The organism is Streptomyces sp. NPDC050422 (assembly GCF_044458665.1).
Classification (GTDB): domain Bacteria; phylum Actinomycetota; class Actinomycetes; order Streptomycetales; family Streptomycetaceae; genus Streptomyces.
In genome coordinates, this window is sequence record NZ_JBITIE010000018.1 from 111,812 (window position 1) to 135,442 (window position 23,631).

Here is a 23,631-nt window from a genome sequence, read left to right on the forward strand (position 1 = left end):
TGACGCCGCCGGTGCCGCTCCCTACTTTGACCCGGCAAGCGCTTTCTAAAACGATTCAATCAAGCGTAGGGGCGAACTATGTCTCGGAACCAGGGCATGGACCGGCGGCAGATGCTGAAGCTCGCGGGCTTGTCGGCTGCCGGTCTGGGGCTGACGGCGGCCGGCTGTGGCTCGGGCGGCGGCTCGAACGGCCCGGTCACCATCCGGCATGCCTGGTGGGGCGCCGACGACCGGGCGAAGAAGGTCCAGGAGTGCGTCAAGCTCTTCGAGAAGAAGCACCCGAAGATCAAGGTGAAGACGGACTTCCAGCAGTACCCGGACTTCTGGAAGAAGTTCAACACCCAGGCGGCCGGCGGCAACCCGCCGGACGTCATCCAGAACGCGGTGACGTTCCTGCGCAAGTACGAGGCGAAGAACGTCCTGCTCGACCTCAACCCGCAGGCGAAGAAGGGCAACCTCCAGTTGGAGGGCTTCCGGGCCGGGCTGGAGAAGTTCGCGGAGATCGGCGGCAAGCTGCTCGGTGTGCCGGTCGGCAGCAACTCGATGTCGCTGGTCATCGACGAGAAGGTCTTCGAGAAGGCCGGCGTCGAGCCCAGCCTCGGCTGGACCTGGGACGACTGGTACGCGGGCCTGCAGAAGATCAAGGCCGGTCAGGGCATAGCCGGCGACTCCGGTCCCCACGGAGTCATGTACCTGTACGACCTGGTGCTGCGGCAGAACGGCAAGGCGTTCTTCACCGAGGACGGCATGGGCTTCGGCGAGGGCGAACTGCTGCCGTACTGGACCGAGGCGCTCGCCCGCGTCAAGGCCGGCATCTACGCCGACCAGAAGAAGGTCGAGCAGATCAAGCCCGCCTCCGCGCTCGCCAAGGGCCTCTCGGCCGGTGAGTTCACGTGGGACAACTTCTCGGTCCGCTACAGCGCCGAGGGCAAGAGCAGCTACAGCCTCGCGCCCATCCCGAGCACCGACGGCAAGAAGACCGGCCAGTACCTGGGCTCGTTGATGCTGAGCGGCACGGCCCGTACCAAGCACCCCGCCGAGGTCGCCACCTTCATCAGCTTCATGACCCACGACCCCGCTGTCGCCCGCATCATGGGCTACGACCGCGGAGTCCCCGCCACCACCGCGCAGTTCGAGGCCTTCCAGCCCACCGACGCCCCGAGCAAGGCGATCGGCGCGTACGAGACCGAGATCGCCAAGGCCGGCGTGCTGGAGCCCATCACTCCGCACCCGGCCGGCGCCGACGTCGTCGAGGCGGCGTTCCTGCGCATCGCGGGCGACATGTCCCTGGGCAAAGCCTCGCCGGAGGACTCCGTCAAGCAGTTCTTCTCCGAGGCGAAGACCGCCCTCGCCTCGAACTGAGAGGAATGACGCGGTGACTCACATCCAGACCTCCACGAGCGGCCCGGTCCTCGGCAAGGACCCCGCCGCCGTGGAGCGGAGCGGCCCGGGACGCAAGACCCGCCCCGCACCGCGACCGCGGGGCCACCGCGAGAATCTGACCGGCTATCTGTTCATGTCGCCCTGGATCGCGGGCTTCCTGTTCCTGATCGCCGGACCCATGGTGTTCTCGCTGTACCTCGCGTTCACCGACTACAACCTGTTCGACGCCCCGAAGTGGGTCGGGCTGAAGAACTTCACCGACATGTTCGCCGACCCCCGCTGGCGCCAGTCGGTCAAGGTGACCTCCTGGTACGTGGTGATCGGCACGCCGGTCAAGCTGGCCGCCGCGCTCGCGGTGGCGATGCTCCTGGCCCAGAAACGCTGGGGGCAGTCCTTCTACCGCGCGGCCTTCTACGCCCCCTCGCTGATCGGTGCGAGCGTCTCGGCGGCCATCGTCTGGCGCGCCCTGTTCTCCGACGACGCGGTCGTCGACCGGGGGCAGCAACTGTTCGGCATCGACGCGGGCGGCTGGATCGGCGACCCGCAGATGATCATCTACGCGCTGGTGGCCCTCACGGTCTGGCAGTTCGGCGCCCCGATGGTGATCTTCCTGGCCGGCCTCAAGCAGGTACCCAGGGAGCTGTACGAGGCGGCGGAGGTCGACGGGGCCGGTCCCTGGCGCAGGTTCTGGAGCATCACCCTGCCGATGATCTCGCCGGTGCTGTTCTTCAACGTCCTGCTGGAGACCATCCACTCCTTCCAGATCTTCGCCTCCGCCTACATCGTCAGCAACGGCAGCTGCGGCCCGGCCGACGCGACGCTCGTCTACACCTGTTACCTGTACGACCAGGGCTTCGCGAACAGCCGGATGGGCTTCGCCTCCGCCATGGCATGGCTGCTGCTCGTCGCCGTGGGCCTGGTCACCGCCGTGCTGTTCTGGTCCCAGAAGCGCTGGGTGCACTACGAGGAGGGGGGCCGATGACCCCGATGGACACCACTGCCGCCGTACGACGCCGGCTCCCCGGCTCCCTCGCCTGGCACATCGGCGCACTCGCCATCCTCGTGGTGGTCCTGTACCCGGTGGCGTGGACGATCGGCGCCTCGTTCAAGCCGAGCGAGGACATCGTCGGCGCGCTGAACCTCTTCCCGACCGACCCGATCACCGGCAACTACCAGCGGCTCGCCGACGGCATCGCCGACATCCCGATCTGGAAGTTCTTCCTGAACTCGGCCTACATCTCGGTCGGTTCGGTCATCGGAGTCGTCCTCTCCTGCTCGCTCACGGCGTACGCCTTCACCAAGGTCCGCTTCGCCGGGCGCAACGCCATGTTCGCCATCATGATCGGGACGCTGCTGCTCCCGTACCACGTACTGATCATCCCGCAGTACGTGATGTTCCAGAAGCTGGAGCTGATCAACACCTTCACTCCGCTGCTGATCGGCAAGTACCTCGCCACCGACGCGTTCTTCGTCTTCCTCATGGTCCAGTTCATGCGCGGACTGCCCAAGGAACTCGACGAGGCCGCCCGGCTGGACGGCTGCGGGCACCTGCGGATCTACTGGTCGATCGTGATGCCGCTGTGCCGGCCCGCGCTCATCACCAGCGCCATCTTCACCTTCATCCAGGCATGGAACGACTTCATGGGCCCGCTGCTGTACCTCAACGAGCCGGACAAGTACACCGTCTCGATGGGGCTGCGGATGTTCATCGACCAGGACGCCGTCGCCGACTACGGCGGCATGATCGCGATGTCACTGGTGGCCCTGCTGCCGGTCCTCGCCTTCTTCCTGGCCTTCCAGCGCTACCTCATCGACGGCATGGCCACCTCCGGCCTGAAGGGCTGAGCACCCCGTGGCGACGAAATCCTCCGCCTCACCCAGGACCTCCTTCGTCCGGGAGCGATTCAGCGTCTTCTCCGAATGCCTGCTCACCGGCGTGTGGATCACCGTCGCCGCCCTGCCGCTCGTCACGTTCCCCGCGGCCTTCGCCGCGGGGAGCCGGCACCTGCGCCGCTACCTGGCCGGTGAAGCGGGCGGGGTGCGGGAGTTCGCCGCCGACGTACGGGAGGCGTTCCGCACCGGCTGGCGGGTCTCCCTGCTGTGGTGGGCCGCGCTCGCCCTGCTCGCCTTCGACTGGCAGGTCGCCCGGTCCGGCCTGCTGCCGGGCGGCCCTCCGCTCATCGCCGTGAGCCTGCTGGGACTGCCGGCCGTCGCCGTCTGGGGACTGCGTACGGCCGCGGCCTGGCAGCCAGGCACCTCCTGGGCGCAGACGGTACGGACCGCGGGCCGCAGGACCTTCACCGACCTGGCCGGATCACTGCTGCTCGTCGGCGGATTCGTCGCCCTGGCCCTCGCCGCCTGGCAGATTCCGCCCCTTGCCGCGCCCGCCCTCGGCTGTCTCGCCGCGGCGGCGGTTGCCGCCGACCGTCGCTGACCCGACCCCACTACGGCACCACCACGCGTCAGCGTGCGATCAGTCATGCCCATTTTCGCCACGCATTCTCGCAACGAACTGGAGTCGTGATGTCCCCGATCCCCCGCCGCACCGTCCTCAAGGCCGCCGCCGTCGCCGGCGCGGCCACCCCCTTCTCCTGGGTGCTGAACGACACCGCCCAGCAGGCCACCGCCGCTACCGGCAAGGCCACCGAGGGCCCCGTCGAGATCGGCTGGCTGGAGGAGGCCGGCCTCGGCGCCGCACCCGGCTCCACCTTCGGCGTCCCCTGGGCCAAGGGACGCTACCCCGCCGACCAGAGGTTCGCCCTGGCCACCGCCGACGGCAAGGACATCCCCGTCCAGACCTGGGCCACCGCCAAATGGCCCGACGGCTCCCTGAAGTGGACCGCCCACGCGGTCGGCCCCGAGGCCGGCGGCGCCAAGAAGTTCACCCTGACCACCGGGGAACCCGCCACCGCCGCCCACAAGGTCACCGTCAGGAACAGCGGCGGCTCCATCATCGTCTCCACCGGAGTCATCACCGCGAAGATCGGCAAGGCCGGCTCCTCGCTCGTCACCTCCCTCACCCGCGGCTCCACCGAGATCGCCAGGAACGGCCGCCTCGTCCTGATCCGCCAGGGCGAGATCGAGGACGGTGACCAGGGGCAGGAGAAGTACGAACGCTTCGAGAGCGCCATCAGCAGGACCGAGGTGGAGCAGAGCGGCCCCGTCCGCGCCGTCGTCCGCATCGACGGCAAGCACCGCCACGGCAACCGCTCCTGGCTCCCGTTCTCCGTCCGGCTCTACTTCTACGCGGGCGCCGAATCGTTCCGCATGATGCACACCATCACCTTCGACGGCACCCAGGAACCCGGCAAGGCGAGCGGCGACTTCATCCGCGGCCTCGGCGTCCGCTTCACCGTCCCCATGCGCGACGAGGCCTACGACCGCCACATCCGCATCGGTGGCGACGAGTCCGGCATGCTCCGCGAAGCCGTCAAGGGCATCACCGGACTGCGCCGCGACCCCGGAGCCGCAGTCCAGGCCGCCCAGTTCGAGGGCACGAAGCTGCCCGACCCCGCCACCTGGGACCAGCGCGTCACCACTCGCCTCCCGCTCATCCCCACCTGGGGCGACTACACCCTCAGCCAGCTCTCCGCCGACGGCTTCTCGTTGCGCAAGCGCACCAAGAAGGGCCACGGCTGGATCGCCGCCGGCGGCGGACGGCGCGCCTCCGGCTTCGGATACGTGGGCGGCGCGAGCGGCGGACTCTCCTTCGGGCTACGCGACTTCTGGGAGAAGTTTCCCGCCCAGCTCGACATCCGCGGCGCCGACACCGAAGCCGCCGAGGTCACGCTCTGGCTCTGGTCGCCCGAAGCGGAACCGATGGACCTGCGCTTCTACCACGACGGCCTCGGCCAGGACACCTATGCCGAACAGCTCGAAGGCCTCAACATCACCTACGAGGACTACGAGCCCGGCTTCGGCACCCCGTACGGCATCGCCCGCACCAGCGAACTCGTCTTCTGGGCCAACGACTCGACCCCCAGCGCCGAGGCCCTCGCCCAGCAGACCCGCACCGTGCGCACCCTTCCGCAGCTCGTCGCCCCGCCGTCCCAGCTCATCGGGGCGGGCGTCTTCGGCGGGCTGTTCTCCCCGGTCGACCGCTCCACCCCGGCCAGGGCGAAGATCGAGGACCACCTGGACTTCCTGTTCACGTACTACAGGGACCAGGTCGAGATGCGCCGCTGGTACGGCTTCTGGGACTACGGCGACATCATGCACTCGTACGACCCCGCCCGGCACCAGTGGCGCTACGACGTCGGCGGCTACGCCTGGGACAACTCCGAACTCTCGCCCGACCTCTGGCTCTGGTACGCCTACCTGCGCTCGGGGCGCGCCGACATCTTCCGCTTCGCCGAGGCCATGACCCGTCACACCGGCGAGGTCGACGTCTACCACCTCGGCGACTGGGCCGGCCTCGGCACCCGCCACGGCGTACAGCACTACGCGGACAGCGCCAAGCAGCAGCGCATCGCCAACACCACCTACCGGCGCTTCTACTACTTCCTGACCGCGGACGAACGCGTCGGCGACCTGATGCGGGCCAACGTCGACTCCGACGAGACCTTCCTCGGCCTCGACCCCCTCCGCAAGATCCGCACCGAGCCCTACACCCCGGACCGGCACGCCCTGTCCGTCGGCTTCGGGACCGACTGGAGCGGACTCGTCTCCGCCTGGCTCACCGAATGGGAGCGCGGCGGGCCTCAGGCCGATAAGGCGAAGGCCCGGGTGCTCGGCACCATGGAGACCATCGCCGCCCAGCCCAACGGTTTCGTGCAGGGCAGCGGCCTCTACGACCTGGACACCGGGAGGTTCGCCGTCGCCACCGAACCCGTCGTCAGCGTCTCCCACCTGTCCGGAGTCTTCGGACTCAACGAACTGTGCGCCGAACTCATCGGCCTGATCGACATGCCGAAGTTCAAGGAGGCGTACCTCGACTACTGCCGCTACTTCAACGCCACCAAGGCCGAACAGACCGCGCGCTACGGCTCCCACTTCGGCAGCCTGCTCCTCTTCCAGGGCCACTCCCGGATGGACGCGTACGCCGCCGTGCAGACGGGCGACGAGAAGCTCGCCGCCCGTGCCTGGGAGAAGTTCTACAACAGCGACGGCTACAAGGAATCCGCTCCATGGAAGACCGAGAAGGTGAGCGGCCCGGTCACCATCGTCCCGGGCAGCGAGGCCAACTGGGTCTATACCAACGACACCGCGCTGTACGGCCTCGCAGCCATCGAGAACCTCGCGCTGGTCGCTGACCACATGCCGGCCTGAGGCCCCCGAGGGCGCCCCGGACCGGCATGCGGTACGTCACCGCATCCGGCCCAGGGCGTCCCTCAGCCGCCGGGCATCACGCAGCCGCTTCTCGTACGTCGCCCCCACGGCGAGCAGCAGTACTCCGGCCAGCGCGGGCGCCACCCAGCGCGGCATCGCACCCACCACCTGCACCACATACGGGGCCAGTTCGTGCACCGCGTCCAGCGCCAGCACCGCACCGCCCAGCACCAACAGCGCCTGGAGCCGCAGCCGCGCCCCCAGCAGCGTGATCACCAGCGCCGCCACCCCCAGCAACAGCGGCCGCAGCCAGTGCGGGTCGACCCAGGCGGCGAAGAGCGCCGGCACCAGCGTCACCGCCAGGCCCGCCCCGTACGCGGTCCACGAGGACGCCGCAGGATCGCGACGACGGCGCAGGACACCGATCACGAGCGCCGGCACGGTCACCGGCAGCGTGTACGCCTCCGGGGACGACACCCCGGTCGCCGACAGCCGCACCCAGGACGCCAGGACGAACAGCCCCGTCGCCAGGTACCCGGCCACCTCACGCCGCTCCGGGCGCAGCGCCGTACCCGCCGCCAGCACCCCGCCGAGGGCCAGCACCAGAGCCAGGAACGCCGGGTCACCCAGCGCCGCCACGACGGCGGCGAGGCCCACTGCCGCACCGGTCAGTTCGAGCGGCAGCGCCACCGGGTGCCCCTTCAGCCGTGCACCCAGCCCGGCCGTAAGCGCGGGGACGACGAGCAGCACGGGCGCCGCCTCGTACGCTTCGAGCCCCATCGACGCACCGAACGCGACAGCGAGCACCGCGGCACAGACCATCGCCGCACACGCCAGTACCGCCTGCACGGTCACGAACACCGCAGGACGAGACGGTTCCCCAGGCGTGTCCACCGCCGTCGCGGCGCCGGCGAACAACAGCAACAGCGCCCCGAACACCGCGTAGGTGGCCGGCTCCGAACTCAGCGACAGCAAGGCCACGTCCACCGCACCGGCCGACGCACACACCCACGCGCTCACCGCCACACCCGTCATCCCGCGGCGCAACGCGCCCGACGCGACGGTCACCGCCACCGCGACGAGCATCCACTGCAGCGAAACAGCGGCCGTGTACGAGACGTTCAGCGCGGGCGGCAGCACCGTCAGCCCCGCCCAGCCGACGAGCACCGCCGACGTCGCCGCGGCCGTCCGCCACACGGGACCCGGGGACAGCACCGGCTCTGCCCACCGCACCAGGCCCTCCCACGACCGGTACGCGGACCCCAGCGCCGCAGCCACCATCAGCAGCACCACCGGAGCCGCCGTCATCTCCTGCCACGGCAGGTCCGTGGCCCCCAGCGCCCCCCGGACCCCCGCGCCCGGCGTCCCCGACCACAACCGGCCCAGCTGAGCCACCGGACCCACCATCGCCACCGCTACCGGGGCGGCCGAGAACAGCACCGCAGCGGCCGTCACCGAACCCGCGGCCCACACCAGACCCCGCACGGCCGGGCTCCCCAGCGGAGCCCGTACGCCCAGCAACAGCAGCCCGCCGCACACCAGATACACCGGCACCGCCCAGCCGTCGGACACCGCCGCGGTCAGGACCCCGCCCACCGCGGCCACGCCGGCCAGTCCGGCCACCACACCCGCGGCCACCGCGAGAGCAGCCGGCGCCCGCCGGGCCCCCGCGAGAGCGATCACCGCACCCATCAGGAGCAGCACGCCAGGCACCACCGCACCTGCCGGCCCCCCGGCCGACAGCGACTTCACCAGAGCCACCAGCAGGCCCGTACCACCGGTGACACAGAGACCGGCACAGGCCGTGACCCGGACCGCAACCCCCTTGAACCACACCGCGATCGCACAGTCCACCGCCGCCGTCGCCAGCAGTGCGACGGAGAACATCAGGGCGTCCGCCTCAGCGGCCCACGCCCACAGCACCAGCGGCAGTTGCGCACTGACAACGGCCAGCGGCAGCGGTAGCCGCAACCGGTCGAGCAGCAGACCGTAGGCCGCCCAGAGCACCGCCAGCACGGCCGAAGCGGCGGCCGCGTACCCGAGGCCGCCGGTGTCCGGGAACGCGACCAGGTACAGAGCCACGGCGTCCAGCACCATCAGTACCGACGCCAGCGCCCCGAGCGCCTCCGCCGTCGCGGACAGGCCCCGCCGCAGGAGCACCGCGGGCGCGGCCAGCGCAGCGGCCGTCACAGCGGTCAGGACCGCCGAGCGGCCGCCGATCCCCATTTGCCCCCAGCTGACCAGGGTGAACGCGATCGCGGCGATCGTCAGCAGCAGACCGCCCAGGGTGAGCAGCACGTTCTGCGCGCTACGGGTACGGACCGGGGGAGAGGGCGGCGCGAACGGCGGCGCGAGGGGGGCCGGAGCCCCGGCCCAGGCACGTGCCGCAGGCGGCGGGAACTGCGGCGCGGCCGGCCGGGGACCGGGGGCCTGCAGCACGCTCAGCAGCCAGGTGCGACGGGTCAGCAGCTGGGACCGGCGCAGATCGAGCCGGGCGAGCTCACGGTCGAGGATGACCAGTTCCTCGGCGGGTGGCGGCACATGTTCCATGGAGGCGAGTGTGGTGCGGGCCACGCGAGCGGAGATGCGCACGGGTACTCAGTTCCCCGGGTGAGTACGCGCATCCTGGAGACATGGACTGGAACCACTACCGTTTCGTCAGCATTTGGGACCTGCCCGCCCCTCCCCGGGCCGTCTGCGCACATCTCGAACGCGTCGAGCAGTACCCGCAATGGTGGCCGCAGGTCCGCGAGGTCGCCCTCGCCGACGACGCCGGCGGCACCGCCCGGATCCGCTCCCTCCTCCCGCACGACCTCGTCATGACCCTGCGCGAACGCCGTCGCGACGTGCCCGGTGGCGTACTCGAAGTGACCCTCACCGGTGACCTCGAAGGCTGGGCGCGCTGGACCGTCCTCCCGCACGGCTCCGGGAGCCGTGCCGCGTACGAACAGGAGGTCGTGGTGCGCCGCACGCTGATGCGCGTCCTCGCTGTGCCGGGACGGGCCGTGTTCCGGGCCAATCACGCCCTGATGATGCGGGCCGGACGACGCGGTCTCGCGGCCCGGCTGGAAGCGGTTTGAACCACACCCGCCGAGCCCTGTATGGTTCAACCCGTTCCCGGGCGATTAGCTCAGTGGGAGAGCGCTTCGTTCACACCGAAGAGGTCACTGGTTCGAACCCAGTATCGCCCACCCCGGGAGAGGCCGGTCCGTCAGCAACACCGACGGGCCGGCTTCTGCGTGTCCGGACGCGAAGCCCCGACTCCGCTCACGCCGCGGCGCGGAACTCCGGACGCAGTGGCCAGGCCGGGTCCACTGTCTCCGGCGTCCCGCTCTTGGCGAACCAGGCCTGCAGGCCACGCGCCTGCGCCGCGTGCCACACCGCCTGGAGCGTGTGCAGCTCCGCCGGTGACAACCGCTCCAGACGGGCGGCGAACCGCCGCCCCACCGCCCGGACCAGCTCCAGCGACGCGGCCGCATCGGCCGCCGCGTCATGCGCCCCGTCCAGCACCACCCCGTACAGCTCGCAGAGATCCGTGAGCGTGCGCCGCCCCTTGCGGTAGCGGTCCAGGTGCTTGTCGAGCACCCGCGGATCCAGCACGCACAGCGAGGCGTTCTGCAGGTAGCCGCCGAGCGACGACGCCCGGTGCCGCCTCAGCTCGCGGTCCAGCAGCGTCAGATCGAACGGCGCGTTCATGATGACCAGTGGCCGGCCCGCCGCGCTCTGCTCGGCCAGCGCCCTCGCTATCTCCTCGACCACCGGCGCGGGCCACCGCCCGTTCCGCTGGAGGTGGTCGTCGGTCAGGCCGTGGATCTCCGTCGCCCCCACGGGCACCGGGATTCCCGGATTCACCAGCCAGCGGGTGACGCGTGGCCGCGCTCCCGCACTGTCCTGGACGACGAGCGCGGCCGACACGATCCGGTCCTGCTCGACGTCCACTCCCGTCGTCTCGGTGTCGAAAGCGGCCAGCGGCCCCTCGTACCAATGAGTCATCCCCGAACTCCTCGCGCCCGAGCGGCAGATGGTGTGATTTCTCTGCCCGGTTCGGTGATACCCGCACCCTTTGCCTGATACGCCGTTTGGAGGCCGTCCTGTGCGGTGACAACACAGGTGACGGGGCCGGAAGCTGACACACCGCCGCGTCCCACCCACCCCATCGGCACAGCCCGGAAGGCCTACGGAGCCATGGCGCTCGCGCAGCCCGAACCGAGTGGGCTGCTGCCCCAGCGGTCCGCACCGCTGCGCGGCGCACTCGCCACCACCGCCTGCATGGAGACCCTCCAGGTGGGCTACTTGCACGCGGTCGCGGCCGCGGCGGGGTGCTCCCTGTCGCAGCCCTTCCCCGACAACGGCATCGACTGGCACGTCAGCCACGGAGCCCCCGGTCACGTCGTCGACGACGAGGTCACCATCAAGGTCCAGCTGAAGTGCACCTACCAGATACCGCCCCGACCGCCCGGCCCGACTTTCGCCTTCACGCTCGACAACGCCCACCTCGTGAAGCTCGCGCGGACCCCCGTGTCCGTGCACAAGATCCTCGTCGTGATGCTCGTGCCCCGCAGCCAGGACGACTGGCTGCGGGCCGGACACGACCGCCTCGACCTGCGGCACTGCTGTTACTGGACCAACCTGGCCGGGCACACCGTGACCGGCCGGCACCGGACCACCGTGCGGATCCCGACCTCGCGCATCTTCGACGACCGAGCGCTCTGCGAGATCATGACCCGCGTCGGGGCGGGAGGGAGACCCTGATGCACCGGCCGATGGACGAGTCCGTCAACGAAGTGTTCCCGTCAGCCGTCCGACCCCACCCCGCCGAACAGGCGGGCCCCTGGCCCGTAGGCTCACCGGCCGGCGGCCTCCCCGACCCCGCCCGCGTCGACCCCGCGGTCCTCGGAGTCCTGCTCGCCCGGCACGGCTGGCTGCGGCGCGGCGGTGCGGCCGGCCGCTACAGCCGCTGGACCCCGCCCGGCCCGCCCGGCGGTTCCACCAGCCTGCTCGTACCGGACACCGCCGCGTTTCCCGACAGCGAGGACCTGCTGGGGGAGGCGCTGACCGCCCTCGCCCGCAGCGCCGCGCCCTCCGCCCGCGAGGTCCTGGTCTCCCTCGCCGTCCCCAGCGACGAGATCCGCTGGTGGCGTGACGTGCCCGAACCGGCCGCGGGGGCCGCCGGAGCGGCCAGCTGGACCGGGGCGGAGCGGCTGCACGGTGCGGCCCGGCAGATCCTGCTGGCCGGGGCGCTCGCGGTCCGGGGCCGGGCCGGATTCCACGGCGCCCGCCACCGCCGACGCGCCCTGGCGACGCTCGGCTCCGTCCTCATCGGCCCCGCGCCCGGCGGCCGCGACCTCACGGCGTTCGTCCCCGTCGAGGCGGGCCGCCCGCTCGCCGTACGGCTCTACCACGCCCTGCACGCCGCCCGGGAAGCCGTCGACTACCAACGGGCCACCGGTGGCATGGAGGCGTTCGACACCGCAGTCGAGGCGGGCGTCAGCCGCGAACTGACCGAAGCGGTCATCGCGCTCGTCCGGGGCTCTGAGGGGGCCGGTATCGCGCTGGACTGGGCACCCGCCGCGGGGACGCCCGAAGGCTGCCCGGCACGCCCCGAACCCGTCGAGTTCTCCCCGGGCGACCTGCCGGCCCTGCGCCGGGCCGGTGCGCGCTACCTCCGGGACGAGCCCGCGGTGACGGTGCGGATCACCGGCGCCGTCGTCCGCATGCGCCGTTCCGGGCCGAGGGGCGCCGGAATCGTACGGCTGCGGGTCCTGGCGGGCGCCGAGGTGCCGCACGTACGGCTGGAACTCGACGAGGAGGCCTACCGGATCGCGGGCCAGGCCCACCTCGTGGGGCTGCCGGTGCGGGTGGAGGGCCGGCTGGAGAGCAGGGGCGGATTCCGGCGGCTGACCAGGGCCTCGCAGGTGGTTCCGGTACAGGTCGACGAGGAGGAGCGGGACCGGCTGATGAAGTCGCTCCAGGAGAACGTCGACTATTTCGAGGAGGCGTGCACGGGGGAGTAGCGAGGCGGGCGCGGGGAGCAGCGGGGCGGCGGCGGCCCATTTCGCTAAGGGGGCCGTCGGCTCGGTACGATTCCCCTTGCGCCCGCCATGGGAATGCGGGTGCGCCCCCTCAGTCAGGAGAGACCGGTGTCAGACGTCCGTGTGACCATCCAACGCGATTCCGAGCGGGAAGAGCGCGTGGTGACGACGGGCACTACGGCAGCCGAGCTCTTCCCCGGCGAGCGCACCGTCGTCGCCGCCCGCATCGCCGGTGAGCTGAAGGACCTCGCGTACGTGCTCGCCGACGGCGAGAGTGTCGAGCCCGTACTGATCTCCTCCGAGGACGGCCTCAACATCCTGCGGCACTCCACCGCGCACGTCATGGCGCAGGCGGTGCAGGAGCTCCACCCCGAGGCCAAGCTGGGCATCGGCCCGCCGGTCAAGGACGGCTTCTACTACGACTTCGACGTCGAGAAGCCGTTCACGCCCGAGGACCTCAAGGCCATCGAGAAGAAGATGCAGGAGATCCAGAAGCGGGGCCAGAAGTTCTCCCGCCGGGTCGTGACGGACGAGACTGCCCGCGAGGAGCTCGCCGACGAGCCGTACAAGCTGGAACTCATCGGCATCAAGGGCTCCGCCTCCTCGGACGACGGCGCGGACGTCGAGGTGGGCGGCGGCGAGCTGACCATCTACGACAACCTCGACGCGAAGACCGGCGAGCTGTGCTGGAAGGACCTCTGCCGCGGCCCGCACCTGCCGACCACCCGGTTCATCCCCGCGTTCAAGCTGATGCGCAACGCCGCCGCCTACTGGCGCGGCAGCGAGAAGAACCCGATGCTCCAGCGCATCTACGGGACCGCCTGGCCGACCAAGGACGAGCTGAAGGCGCACCTGGAGTTCCTGGAGGAGGCCGCCAAGCGCGACCACCGCAAGCTCGGTAACGAGCTGGACCTGTTCTCCTTCCCGGACGAGATCGGCCCCGGCCTCGCCGTCTTCCACCCCAAGGGCGGCGTCATCCGCCGGGCCATGGAGGACTACTCGCGGCGCCGCCACGAGGAGGAGGGCTACGAGTTCGTCTACTCGCCGCACGCCACCAAGGGCAAGCTCTTCGAGAAGTCCGGTCACCTGGACTGGTACGCCGACGGCATGTACCCGCCCATGCAGCTCGACGACGGGGTGGACTACTACCTCAAGCCGATGAACTGCCCGATGCACAACCTGATCTTCGACGCGCGCGGCCGCTCCTACCGCGAACTGCCGCTGCGGCTCTTCGAGTTCGGCACCGTGTACCGGTACGAGAAGTCGGGCGTCGTGCACGGCCTGACCCGCTCGCGCGGCTTCACGCAGGACGACGCGCACATCTACTGCACCAAGGAGCAGATGGCGGAGGAGCTCGACCGGACGCTCACCTTCGTCCTGAATCTGCTCCGCGACTACGGGCTGACCGACTTCTACCTGGAGCTGTCCACCAAGGACCCGGAGAAGTTCGTCGGCTCGGACGAGGCCTGGGAAGAAGCCACGGAGACCCTGCAGAAGGTCGCCGAGAAGCAGGGCCTGCCGCTGGTTCCCGACCCGGGCGGCGCCGCGTTCTACGGTCCGAAGATCTCGGTGCAGTGCAAGGACGCCATCGGCCGGACCTGGCAGATGTCGACCGTGCAGCTCGACTTCAACCTGCCGGAGCGCTTCGACCTGGAGTACACCGGCCCCGACGGCACCAAGCAGCGACCGGTCATGATCCACCGCGCCCTGTTCGGCTCCATCGAGCGCTTCTTCGCGGTGCTCCTGGAGCACTACGCGGGTGCGTTCCCGGTGTGGCTGGCGCCCGTCCAGGCGGTCGGCATCCCGATCGGCGACGCGCACATCCCGTACCTCCAGGAGTTCGCGGCCAAGGCCCGTAAGCAGGGGCTGCGGGTCGACGTGGACGCCTCGTCGGACCGGATGCAGAAGAAGATCCGCAACCAGCAGCGGGCCAAGGTACCGTTCATGATCATCGCGGGTGACGAGGACATGGCCAACGGCGCCGTCTCCTTCCGCTACCGCGACGGTTCGCAGGAGAACGGCATCCCGGTCGAGGACGCCATCGCCAAGATCGCCAAGGCCGTCGAGGACCGCGTCCAGGTCTGATCCGTGCCCGGCAGGGGCCCCCGGCGAGCTACCCGCTCGCCGGGGGCCCTTTCTCGTCCTCCCGCCGGAACACCTGGATCAGCCACGACGAGAACGAACCCGTCACCGCCCCCAGCAGCGCCAGCCCGCAGGTCATCAGGAACGCCGCGACGACCCGGCCCCACGGCGTCACCGGCACGGCGTCCCCGTATCCCACTGTCGTGAGCGTCGCGCACGCCCACCAGACCGCGTCGCCGAAGGTCCGGATCGAGGCGCCCGGTGCGTCGTGCTCCTGGTGGTAGACCGCCAGGGCCGCCGAGAAGCCGAGCAGCAGGGCAGCCAGACCGGCGTACGACATGACCCGTGCGTACAGGCTCAGCCGCGGCTCGTCGTGGCGCTTCTGGATGGCCGTGTAGACCTTGACCAGGCGCAGCGGGCGCAGCAGCGGCAGCAGGAGTACGAGCGTGTCGAGCCGGCGGACGCGTACGAAGCGGTGGCCCAGGCCGCTGAGCCGGATCCGTACGGCGTAGTCGATGACGAAGAGCAGCCAGGTGGCGGCGACCAGGGCGAGGGAGATGTCGTGCCAGGGCTCCGCGTCGTCCGGGGCGAGGACGCGGGCCGCGTAGCCGAGGAGGAAGAGCAGCGAGGCGGCGAAGAGCGGCAGCTCGGTGCGCTGTTCCCAGAGGGCCAGAGCGGGTGAGGGCCGGGCCGGGGTGCGGTCGCTCATCGGCCCAGCATCGCGCCGAGTGGACGGGATCGGCCCCGGCGACACGCTTCGCACGGTGTACGCAATATGCTGATCGGCATGACGAGTGAGCCGGAGCAGCAGATCGGAGTGGGAACGCCCGATGCGTTCCAGCGCCTGTGGACGCCCCACCGGATGGCGTACATCCAGGGCGAGAACAAGCCGACCGGCCCGGAGGCCGGCGACGGCTGTCCGTTCTGTGAGATCCCCTCGAAGTCGGACGAGGACGGGCTTGTCGTCGCCCGGGGCGAGAAGGTCTACGCGGTGCTCAATCTGTATCCGTACAACGGTGGGCACCTGATGGTGGTGCCGTACCGGCACGTCGCGGACTACACCGAGCTGGACGGTCCGGAGACGGTGGAGCTCGCCGATTTCACCAAGCGTGCGATGACGGCGTTGCGTGCGGCGTCGGGGGCGCACGGCTTCAATATCGGGATGAACCAGGGTGCGGTGGCGGGTGCGGGCATTGCCGCGCATCTGCATCAGCACCTGGTGCCCCGCTGGGGTGGTGACACCAACTTCATGCCGGTGGTGGGTCACACCAAGGTGCTGCCGCAACTGCTGGGCGACACGCGCAGGATGCTGGCCGACGCCTGGCCGCGCACCGCCTGATCCCCTCTTCTGCCGTGCAGGGGCGCCCCGGGTCTTCCGGGGCGCCCTTTTGCGCAGGCTCTAGGTCCTGTCTGGAGTTCCGGCGCCGGAGGCGGCGGTGCCGGACGCCGTGACGCCGCGGGGGAACTCCAGACAGGACCTAGGCGTCGTAGAGGTCGGCCTTGCGCGGGGTGGGGTCCTGGACGAGTCCGCTCAGTATCGTGGAGCGGTTTCCGAAGCGTTCCGTGTCGACACCGTTCTCCTCCAGGACCTTCATGGCGGAGCTGTGCACGACCCGCAGGACGGGTGTGGCGGCGCGCATCGCGTCGTCGGCCATGAAGCGGTGGCGCCACGGCTTCTCGGCCCAGGCGTGCCGCAGGCCGAAGGGTTCGGGCAGGGCGATCTTGCCGCCGAGGTAGTCGAGGAGCGGCGGATACCAGGTGAAGGGGGCGCGCAGGGCGAGGCGCACGACCTCCTTGGACTCGACCAGCGCCAGCGTGATGTCGCGGGTCTCCCAGAACTTGACGGTCTTGTTGACCGTCTTCTTCTTGGCGGCGGGCTTGCTGGTGAACAGGGAGTGGACGGGGCCGAGTGCGTGTCCGGTGACCTCGATGCGCAGGGTCTCGAACAGCACCGTGACGGTGATCATCATGGTGATGACCAGCTGGCCGTCCCAGAGGGTGAACTGGACGCCCAGATAGTGGCGGTCGCCGCCGCCGAACTGCTGGTGGTTGCAGATCCGCTGTATCTCGTGCGGCTTGACCTGGAAGGTGGCGACGTCCTCGCCCTCGGGGCGGGAAACCGCGTCGGCGTTCTCCCCGACGGGCGACACGATCCAGTGGGTGACCGAGGGGGTGGGGAACCCGCCGGTGTTCAGCGGGCCGCGCTCCAGCATCTTGAGCTGGTCGTGGATGACGCGGATCAGGTCCCAGCTGCGGAACTGGTGGAACTCCTTGCCGGGCTCCTTGGCGACGAGATCCTCGGCGAGCTGCCAGCTGCCCCAGCGGGTGCCCATGCCGAGGATGCCCTTGGGGCCGGCGTAGAAGACGGAGTTGGACTGCTGTTCGGCGGAGAGCTTCTCCAGGCCCTGGCGGAGCGCCTCGCGGGCGGTCTCGTTGGGGTTCTTCGGCACGGCTTCGGGGATCTTGGCGATGACGCCGCCGCCGGAGAGGAGTCCTTCCCAGCGGGTACGCATGTCCTGGGCGGAGGTTTCGGCGATCCGCTTGGCGATCAGCCAGCCGATGACGGGCGCCACGATCATCGCGCGCAGGTACAGCCCCAGGAGCCCGTTGAGGGGCATTTTGACCAGGAGGAACAGGGCCCCGATGCCGACGATGGGCAGCAGGGCGTTGCCGATGGTGGCGAGGGCCTTGTCCTTGGTGTTGGCGAGACCGTCGCGCAGGCGGAACGCGATGACCCACAGCAGCATGCCCGGCAGGAACGCGAAGCCGAACAGGGCGGTGACGGCGGTGAGTTTGGTGTCGCGGGCCTTACGGAGGCGGGTCGCGGACAGGCAGTGCTCGACGACGGTCTGCGGGTCGCTGCCGAAGGACTGGATGAGGGCTTTGCGCGCGCCGCCCAGCATGCGTTCCTGGACGGCGCGGGAGAAGGCCTCGCCGAGGTTGGGTTTGAAGTAGTCGGACTTGAAGAGCTTGGAACGCCCTTCCTTCACTTCGGATTTGTGCCATTCGCTGTTGGCTTTGAGGATTTCCTCCACCGGGCTGTCGCGGTACGCGGCAGAGGCGAGGGCGTTGGTCGCCACCGCCGCTCCTGCCGCCCCCTGGAGCGGAATCTGCGCTCCGGGAGAGAAATCGAATCCGTTACTGGCCACTGTCGCCCCCACTCGCCGCCGAGGAACCGCTCCTGCGGCTGTTTCCCAACTGCCGGGCCCGGCACACTTTCTGAGCTGGGAGCACAGCGTATCGTCCGGATCGGTACCCCGTCCGGCCCTGTGGACAACGATGAGCGGTCGGCGGCTCTACGTTTCCTTCGATCCGTTCTCCTGCTGTACGCGCAGGCGGTCGGCGAGCTGCGGGGGCATGGCTTCGTGGCGGGCGTAGGAGCGGCCGAAGCGGCCGGTTCCGTGGGAAAGCGAGCGCAGGTCGACCGCGTAGCGTCCGATCTCCAGCTCCGGCACCTCGGCCCGTACGAGTGTGCGTCCAGCGCCGGACTGTTCGGTTCCGGTCACCCGGCCGCGGCGACCGGAGAGGTCGCTCATGACCGGCCCGACGTAGTCGTCGGGGATCAGGACGCGGACCTCCGCGACGGGCTCCAGGAGCTGGATGCGGGCGTCATCCGCTGCCTCGCGCAGCGCCAGGGCGCCCGCGGTCTGGAAGGCGGCGTCGGAGGAGTCCACGGAGTGGGACTTGCCCTCCCGCAGGGTGACGCGCACGTCGACGAGCGGATGTCCGGTGGTCAGGCCGTGGGCGGCCTGGGCGCGGATGCCCTTCTCGACGGACGGGATGAACTGGCGGGGTATCGATCCGCCGACCACCTTGTCGACGAATTCGATGCCGGAACCCGGCGGCAGCGGCTCGACGTCGATCTCGCAGATGGCGTACTGGCCATGGCCGCCGGACTGTTTGACGTGGCGGCCGCGTCCGGTGGACGGCCCGGCGAAGGTCTCGCGCAGGGCGACGCGGTGGGGGACGGCGTCGACCTGGACGCCGAACCGGGTGCTCAGCCGGTCCAGCGCCACGTCCAGGTGGGCTTCCCCCAGGCACCACAGGACGACCTGGTGGGTGTCCTGGTTCTGTTCCAGGCGCATGGACGGGTCCTCGGCGACGAGGCGTGCGAGGCCCTGGGAGAGCTTGTCCTCGTCGGCTTTGCTGTGTGCCTCGATGGCGAGCGGGAGGAGGGGGTCCGGCATGGTCCACGGTTCCATCAGCAGGGGGTGGTCCGGGGCGGACAGGGTGTCGCCGGTCTCGGCGGTGTCCAGCCGGGCGACACAGGCGAGATCGCCGGCGATGCAGGAGGTGAGGGGCCGCTGCTGTTTGCCGAAGGGGGAGGAGAGGGCGCCGACACGGATCTCGTTCTCGTGGAAGGGCCGGGCCTCGTGTCCGGGGTCGTCGAGTCCGTGGCCGGATATGTGCACCGTGTCGTCGGGGCGCAGGGTGCCGGAGAAGACGCGTACGAGCGAGAGCCGGCCGATGTAGGGGTCGGAGGCCGTCTTGACGACTTCGGCGGCCAGGGGGCCCTGCGGGTCGCAGCCGAGGGCGGGGAGCGAGGCGCCGTGCAGGGTGGTGACGGCGGGCTGCGGGCGTTCGAGCGGGGTGGGGAAGCCGCCGGTGATCAGGTCGAGGAGTTCGACGGTGCCGATGCCCTGGCGGGCGCCGGCGGCGGCGGGGGCGGCGGTGAGGACGGGGTGGAAGGTGCCGCGTGCGACGGCGCGTTCGAGGTCGTCGACGAGTGTCCTGATGTCGATCACGGTGCCGCCGAGGTAGCGGTCCATGAGGGTCTCGTCCTCGCTCTCGGCGATGATCCCCTCGATCAGCCGGTTGCGGGCGGCCGCCAGGGGTGCCTGCTGGGACTCGGCGGGCGGGTGCTCCTGCCGTTCCCCGCCGGAGTAGTCGAAGATCCGCTGCGTGAGCAGCCCGGTGAGTCCGGTCAGCGGGGCGTGTCCGTCCGCGGCCTCGGGGCCGTGCACCGGCAGGTAGAGCGGGAGTACGGCGTCGGGGTCGTCGCCGCCGAAGATCTCGCCGCAGATCCGGGTCATCGCGTCGAAGGAGGTGCGGGCGGTGTCCAGATGGGTGACGACGATGGCGCGCGGCATGCCGACCGCGGCGCACTCCTCCCAGACGGCGCGGGTGGTCCCTGCGACGGCGTCGGCCTCCTGGGCGGCCGAGACGACGAAGAGGGCCGCGTCCGCCGCGCGCAGACCGGCCCTGAGTTCCCCGACGAAGTCGGCGTATCCGGGACTGTCCAGCAGATTGATCTTCACCCCGTCCCATGCGACGGGGACGAGGGAGAGCGATACCGAGCGTTGCCGGCGTTGTTCGATCCCGTCGTGGTCGGAGACCGTGGTGCCGTCCTCGACCCGGCCCGCCCGGTTGACCGCGCCCGCGGTCTGTGCCAGGGCCTCGACGAGGGTGGTCTTGCCGGAGCCGCTGTGGCCGACCAGCACCACGTTCCGGATGGCGGAGGGATGGTCGGCCGTCGCTGCTCCTGTGGCGGCTCCGGTGTGTGCGTGTGCCTTGTCGCCCATGACGCGTGCCTCCCGGGTGGTGGCGCCTGGCGGGGGGACCGCCGGCGCGGGATGGGGAGCGGTCGCACGGGCACGGGGAGCCGCCGCGGCGGCTACGACGACGCCCGCGGTAGTTCCGAGCTTCGCACTGTGTCCGGGTCGCGTCCATACGCCGTACGTCGCAGCACGGGCCGGGGTCGGTCGATGGCGGGTTGACGCCGTTCCCCCAGGGTGCCCGAACAGTGGACAGCGGCGGGCGTGACTACGATGGGTCAGCCGGTGGCCGATGGGGCCATGCGGCCCACCGAACCCTCGGGAAGGCCATGCTGAACAAGTACGCGCGTGCATTCTTCACGCGTGTCCTCACGCCGTTCGCCGCACTGCTGCTCCGTCTCGGCGTGAGTCCTGACGCGGTCACACTGATCGGCACGGCCGGGGTGATGGCAGGTGCACTGGTCTTCTTCCCGATGGGGGAGTTCTTCTGGGGCACGATCGTCATCACGATCTTCGTCTTCTCCGACCTCGTCGACGGCAACATGGCGCGGCAGGCGGGCATCTCCAGCCGCTGGGGCGCGTTCCTCGACTCGACGCTCGACCGCGTCGCCGACGGGGCGATCTTCGCCGGTTTCGCGCTCTGGTACGCGGGCAGCGGCGACGACAACGTCCTGTGCGCGGTCGCGATCTTCTGCCTGGCGAGCGGCCAGGTGGTCTCGTACACCAAGGCGCGCGGTGAGTCGATCGGTCTGCCGGTGGCGGTCAACGGCCTCGTGGAGCGTGCCGAGCGCCTGGTGATCTCGCTGGTGGCAGCCGGCCTCGCGGGTCTGCACAAGTTCGGCGTCCCGGGGATCGACATCCTGCTGCCGATCGCGCTCTGGATCGTCGCCGTGGGCAGCCTGGTGACACTGGTGCAGCGGGTCGTGACCGTGCGCCGCGAGTCCGCCGAGGCCGACGCGGCCGCCGCGGTGTCGGCTGCGGCGGACCGGGGGAGCGAGGCAGCGCAGTGAGCGGCGCGCCCGGGGACACGAAGCCCGGCGCCGGTGAACGGCTGAGCGACGGGCTGTACGGGCTGGGCTGGGCCGCGGTCAAGAAGCTGCCCGAACCGGCCGCCCGGGCGCTGTTCCGTACCATCGCCGACCAGGTGTGGAAGCGGCGGGGCAAGAGCGTGCTGCGGCTGGAGTCCAATCTGGCGCGGGTCGTGCCGGACGCGAGCCCGGCCCGGCTCGCGGAACTCTCCAAGGCCGGGATGCGCTCGTACATGCGCTACTGGATGGAGTCGTTCCGGCTGCCCACCTGGACGCCGGAGCGCATCAAGGCGTCCATCGACGTGACGGACGCACACCGGCTGACGGAAGGGCTCGACGCGGGGCGGGGGGTCATCCTCGCCCTGCCGCACCTGGGGAACTGGGACCTGGCGGGGGCGTGGGTCACCACGGACCTGAAGGTCCCCTTCACGACGGTCGCCGAGCGGCTCAAGCCGGAATCGCTGTACGACCGGTTCGTGGCCTACCGCGAGGGCCTGGGCATGGAAGTGCTCGCCCACAACGGCGGGACCGCGTTCGGGACGCTGGCTCGCCGGCTGCGCGAAGGCGGCCTCGTCTGCCTGGTCGCCGACCGCGACCTGTCGGCCTCCGGCGTCGAGGTGACGTTCTTCGGCGACACGGCCCGGATGCCCGCGGGGCCGGCCCTCCTGGCCCAGCAGACCGGTGCGCTGCTGCTGCCGGTCACCCTCTCCTACGACGAAACGCCGGTGATGAAGGCGCGGATCCATCCGCCCGTCGAGGTTCCCGGCTCAGGTGACCGCGGCCGGAGGACGTCCTTCATGACACAGGCCCTGGCCGACGCGTTCGCCCTGGGCATCGCCGAGCACCCGGAGGACTGGCACATGCTGCAACGGCTCTGGCTCACCGACCTCGAACCCCGCGGAGACTAGTTCGTGTCCGCAAGGTCTCGTCCGGCACGCACTCCCGCGGCGGCCATGCAGGGCTCGCGGGGTCCGGCACGCGCTCCCCGAGGTCTCGGCTTCGGCTCGGCCGGCGGGACCCCCTCCGGCGTGGCCGTCGGCCGCCGATGCTCCTCAGTGACTCCTTTCTCCGCCTTGCAACCGCACGCACCGGCCCCCGCTCCCTGATCCGGCCTGACCCGAACGAAAGGCCCCAGCAGTGAAGATCGGCATCGTCTGCCCGTACTCCTGGGATGTCCCGGGCGGCGTGCAGTTCCACATCCGTGATCTGGCCGAGCATCTGATCCGGCTCGGCCACCAGGTCTCCGTGCTGGCCCCCGCCGACGACGAGACGCCGCTGCCGCCGTACGTGGTGTCCGCGGGCCGGGCGGTACCCGTCCCGTACAACGGTTCCGTCGCCCGGCTGAACTTCGGCTTCCTGTCCGCGGCGCGGGTGCGGCGGTGGCTGCACGACGGCACGTTCGACGTGATCCATATCCATGAGCCGACCTCGCCGTCGCTGGGGCTCCTGACCTGCTGGGCTGCGCAGGGGCCGATCGTCGCCACCTTCCACACGTCCAACCCGCGCTCGCGGGCGATGATCGCCGCCTACCCGATCCTCCAGCCGGCCCTGGAGAAGATCAGCGCGCGCATCGCGGTCAGCGAGTACGCGCGCCGGACCCTGGTCGAGCACCTGGGCGGCGACGCGGTCGTCATCCCCAACGGGGTGGACGTCGGATTCTTTGGCGCGGCCGAGCCCAAGGCCGAGTGGCAGGGCGGCACGATCGGCTTCATCGGGCGCATCGACGAGCCCCGCAAGGGCCTGCCCGTCCTGATGCGGGCGCTGCCCGCGATCCTGGCGGCACGCCCGGACACCCGGCTGCTCGTGGCGGGCCGGGGCGACGAGGAGGAGGCCGTCGCCTCGCTGCCGAAGGAGATGCGGGCGCGCGTCGAGTTCCTCGGCATGGTGAGCGACGAGGACAAGGCGCGGCTGTTGCGCAGCGTCGACGTGTACGTCGCGCCCAACACCGGCGGCGAGAGCTTCGGCATCATTCTCGTCGAGGCCATGTCGGCGGGCGCACCGGTGCTGGCCAGCGATCTGGACGCGTTCGCGCAGGTCCTGGACCTGGGTGCGGCGGGGGAGCTGTTCACCAACGAGGACGCGGACGCCCTGGCCGGCTCGGCGATCCGGCTGCTGGGCGACCCGGAGCGGCGCGCGGAGCTGCGCGAGCGCGGCACCGCGCATGTGCGGCGCTTCGACTGGTCGACGGTCGGGGCGGACATCCTCGCCGTGTACGAGACGGTGGCGGACGGGGCCGCGTCGGTGGCTGCGGACGAACGCACGGGGCTGCGGGCCCGGTTCGGGCTGGCCCGGGACTGACCGTTCCCGGACGGCTCTCCCGCCGTCAACGGGGCCGGGTGGCGC

18 protein-coding genes and 1 tRNA gene are annotated in these 23,631 nt (G+C 70.6%); 14 read left to right on the plus strand and 5 right to left on the minus strand.

Annotated elements, in window-relative coordinates; genetic code table 11:
* The first annotated feature begins 78 nt into the window (after positions 1 to 78).
* From ACIBJG_RS27545 to ACIBJG_RS27565, 5 genes are all read left to right on the plus strand, one after another.
* Positions 79 to 1,362, plus strand: coding sequence for an ABC transporter substrate-binding protein (locus tag ACIBJG_RS27545; RefSeq protein WP_399311346.1), 1,284 nt, complete (start codon positions 79 to 81; stop codon positions 1,360 to 1,362).
* A 13-nt stretch (positions 1,363 to 1,375) separates the two neighbouring features.
* Complete coding sequence (locus ACIBJG_RS27550) at positions 1,376 to 2,365, plus strand: carbohydrate ABC transporter permease (RefSeq protein ID WP_399311348.1); 990 nt, start codon at positions 1,376 to 1,378, stop codon at positions 2,363 to 2,365.
* Positions 2,362 to 3,228: a carbohydrate ABC transporter permease gene (locus tag ACIBJG_RS27555; RefSeq protein ID WP_399311350.1), complete on the plus strand. Its 867-nt coding sequence runs from the start codon at positions 2,362 to 2,364 to the stop codon at positions 3,226 to 3,228. Before ACIBJG_RS27550 ends, ACIBJG_RS27555 begins: the two co-directional genes overlap by 4 nt.
* Positions 3,229 to 3,235: 7 nt before the next feature.
* Positions 3,236 to 3,817, plus strand: coding sequence for a hypothetical protein (locus tag ACIBJG_RS27560; RefSeq protein ID WP_399311352.1), 582 nt, complete (start codon positions 3,236 to 3,238; stop codon positions 3,815 to 3,817).
* Positions 3,818 to 3,906: 89 nt separating this feature from the next.
* Entirely contained in the window at positions 3,907 to 6,651 is a 2,745-nt protein-coding gene (locus ACIBJG_RS27565) for a Tat pathway signal sequence domain protein (protein WP_399311354.1), read from the plus strand.
* 36 nt (positions 6,652 to 6,687) lie between these two features.
* Here ACIBJG_RS27565 and ACIBJG_RS27570 read toward each other — a convergent pair whose 3' ends face one another.
* Positions 6,688 to 9,201, minus strand: coding sequence for an SCO7613 C-terminal domain-containing membrane protein (locus tag ACIBJG_RS27570; RefSeq protein ID WP_399311496.1), 2,514 nt, complete (start codon positions 9,199 to 9,201; stop codon positions 6,688 to 6,690).
* A gap of 83 nt (positions 9,202 to 9,284) precedes the next feature.
* Between ACIBJG_RS27570 and ACIBJG_RS27575 the strand changes: the two genes are divergently transcribed.
* Together ACIBJG_RS27575 and ACIBJG_RS27580 are read left to right on the plus strand one after the other, a co-directional pair.
* Positions 9,285 to 9,731, plus strand: coding sequence for an SRPBCC family protein (locus ACIBJG_RS27575; protein ID WP_399311356.1), 447 nt, complete (start codon positions 9,285 to 9,287; stop codon positions 9,729 to 9,731).
* A 39-nt stretch (positions 9,732 to 9,770) separates the two neighbouring features.
* Positions 9,771 to 9,842 (plus strand) — tRNA-Val (locus tag ACIBJG_RS27580).
* Between the two features lie 76 nt (positions 9,843 to 9,918).
* Here the strand turns inward: ACIBJG_RS27580 and ACIBJG_RS27585 are convergent.
* Positions 9,919 to 10,644: a 3'-5' exonuclease gene (locus tag ACIBJG_RS27585; protein ID WP_399311357.1), complete on the minus strand. Its 726-nt coding sequence runs from the start codon at positions 10,642 to 10,644 to the stop codon at positions 9,919 to 9,921.
* A 192-nt stretch (positions 10,645 to 10,836) separates the two neighbouring features.
* On the opposite strand from ACIBJG_RS27585, the gene ACIBJG_RS27590 reads away from it, so the two are divergent.
* From ACIBJG_RS27590 to thrS, 3 genes are all read left to right on the plus strand, one after another.
* Positions 10,837 to 11,403 carry a DUF4365 domain-containing protein gene (locus ACIBJG_RS27590; RefSeq protein ID WP_399311359.1) on the plus strand — a complete coding sequence of 189 codons (567 nt, stop codon included), beginning with the start codon at positions 10,837 to 10,839 and terminating at the stop codon, positions 11,401 to 11,403.
* On the plus strand, positions 11,403 to 12,665 hold the full coding sequence (locus tag ACIBJG_RS27595; protein WP_399311361.1) for a hypothetical protein: 1,263 nt from the start codon (positions 11,403 to 11,405) through the stop codon (positions 12,663 to 12,665). Before ACIBJG_RS27590 ends, ACIBJG_RS27595 begins: the two co-directional genes overlap by 1 nt.
* A gap of 126 nt (positions 12,666 to 12,791) precedes the next feature.
* Positions 12,792 to 14,768: a threonine--tRNA ligase gene (gene thrS, locus ACIBJG_RS27600; protein WP_399311363.1), complete on the plus strand. Its 1,977-nt coding sequence runs from the start codon at positions 12,792 to 12,794 to the stop codon at positions 14,766 to 14,768.
* Between the two features lie 28 nt (positions 14,769 to 14,796).
* Here the strand turns inward: thrS and ACIBJG_RS27605 are convergent, their stop codons facing one another.
* Positions 14,797 to 15,474, minus strand: a complete 678-nt coding sequence (locus tag ACIBJG_RS27605; RefSeq protein WP_399311365.1) for a potassium channel family protein — start codon at positions 15,472 to 15,474, stop codon at positions 14,797 to 14,799.
* Between the two features lie 66 nt (positions 15,475 to 15,540).
* On the opposite strand from ACIBJG_RS27605, the gene ACIBJG_RS27610 reads away from it, so the two are divergent.
* Complete coding sequence (locus tag ACIBJG_RS27610) at positions 15,541 to 16,104, plus strand: HIT family protein (RefSeq protein ID WP_399311367.1); 564 nt, start codon at positions 15,541 to 15,543, stop codon at positions 16,102 to 16,104.
* Positions 16,105 to 16,243: 139 nt separating this feature from the next.
* Here the strand turns inward: ACIBJG_RS27610 and ACIBJG_RS27615 are convergent, their stop codons facing one another.
* Together ACIBJG_RS27615 and ACIBJG_RS27620 are read right to left on the minus strand one after the other, a co-directional pair.
* Positions 16,244 to 17,914, minus strand: a complete 1,671-nt coding sequence (locus tag ACIBJG_RS27615; RefSeq protein WP_399311369.1) for a hypothetical protein — start codon at positions 17,912 to 17,914, stop codon at positions 16,244 to 16,246.
* Positions 17,915 to 18,061: 147 nt separating this feature from the next.
* Entirely contained in the window at positions 18,062 to 20,287 is a 2,226-nt protein-coding gene (locus ACIBJG_RS27620) for an elongation factor G-like protein EF-G2 (protein ID WP_399311371.1), read from the minus strand.
* Between the two features lie 302 nt (positions 20,288 to 20,589).
* On the opposite strand from ACIBJG_RS27620, the gene pgsA reads away from it, so the two are divergent.
* From pgsA to ACIBJG_RS27635, 3 genes are all read left to right on the plus strand, one after another.
* Positions 20,590 to 21,270, plus strand: a complete 681-nt coding sequence (gene pgsA / locus ACIBJG_RS27625) for a phosphatidylinositol phosphate synthase (protein WP_362549551.1) — start codon at positions 20,590 to 20,592, stop codon at positions 21,268 to 21,270.
* Positions 21,267 to 22,196, plus strand: coding sequence for a phosphatidylinositol mannoside acyltransferase (locus ACIBJG_RS27630; protein WP_399311374.1), 930 nt, complete (start codon positions 21,267 to 21,269; stop codon positions 22,194 to 22,196). Before pgsA ends, ACIBJG_RS27630 begins: the two co-directional genes overlap by 4 nt.
* Positions 22,197 to 22,425: 229 nt before the next feature.
* On the plus strand, positions 22,426 to 23,586 hold the full coding sequence (locus ACIBJG_RS27635) for a glycosyltransferase family 4 protein (RefSeq protein ID WP_399311376.1): 1,161 nt from the start codon (positions 22,426 to 22,428) through the stop codon (positions 23,584 to 23,586).
* The last annotated feature ends 45 nt before the right edge of the window (positions 23,587 to 23,631 follow it).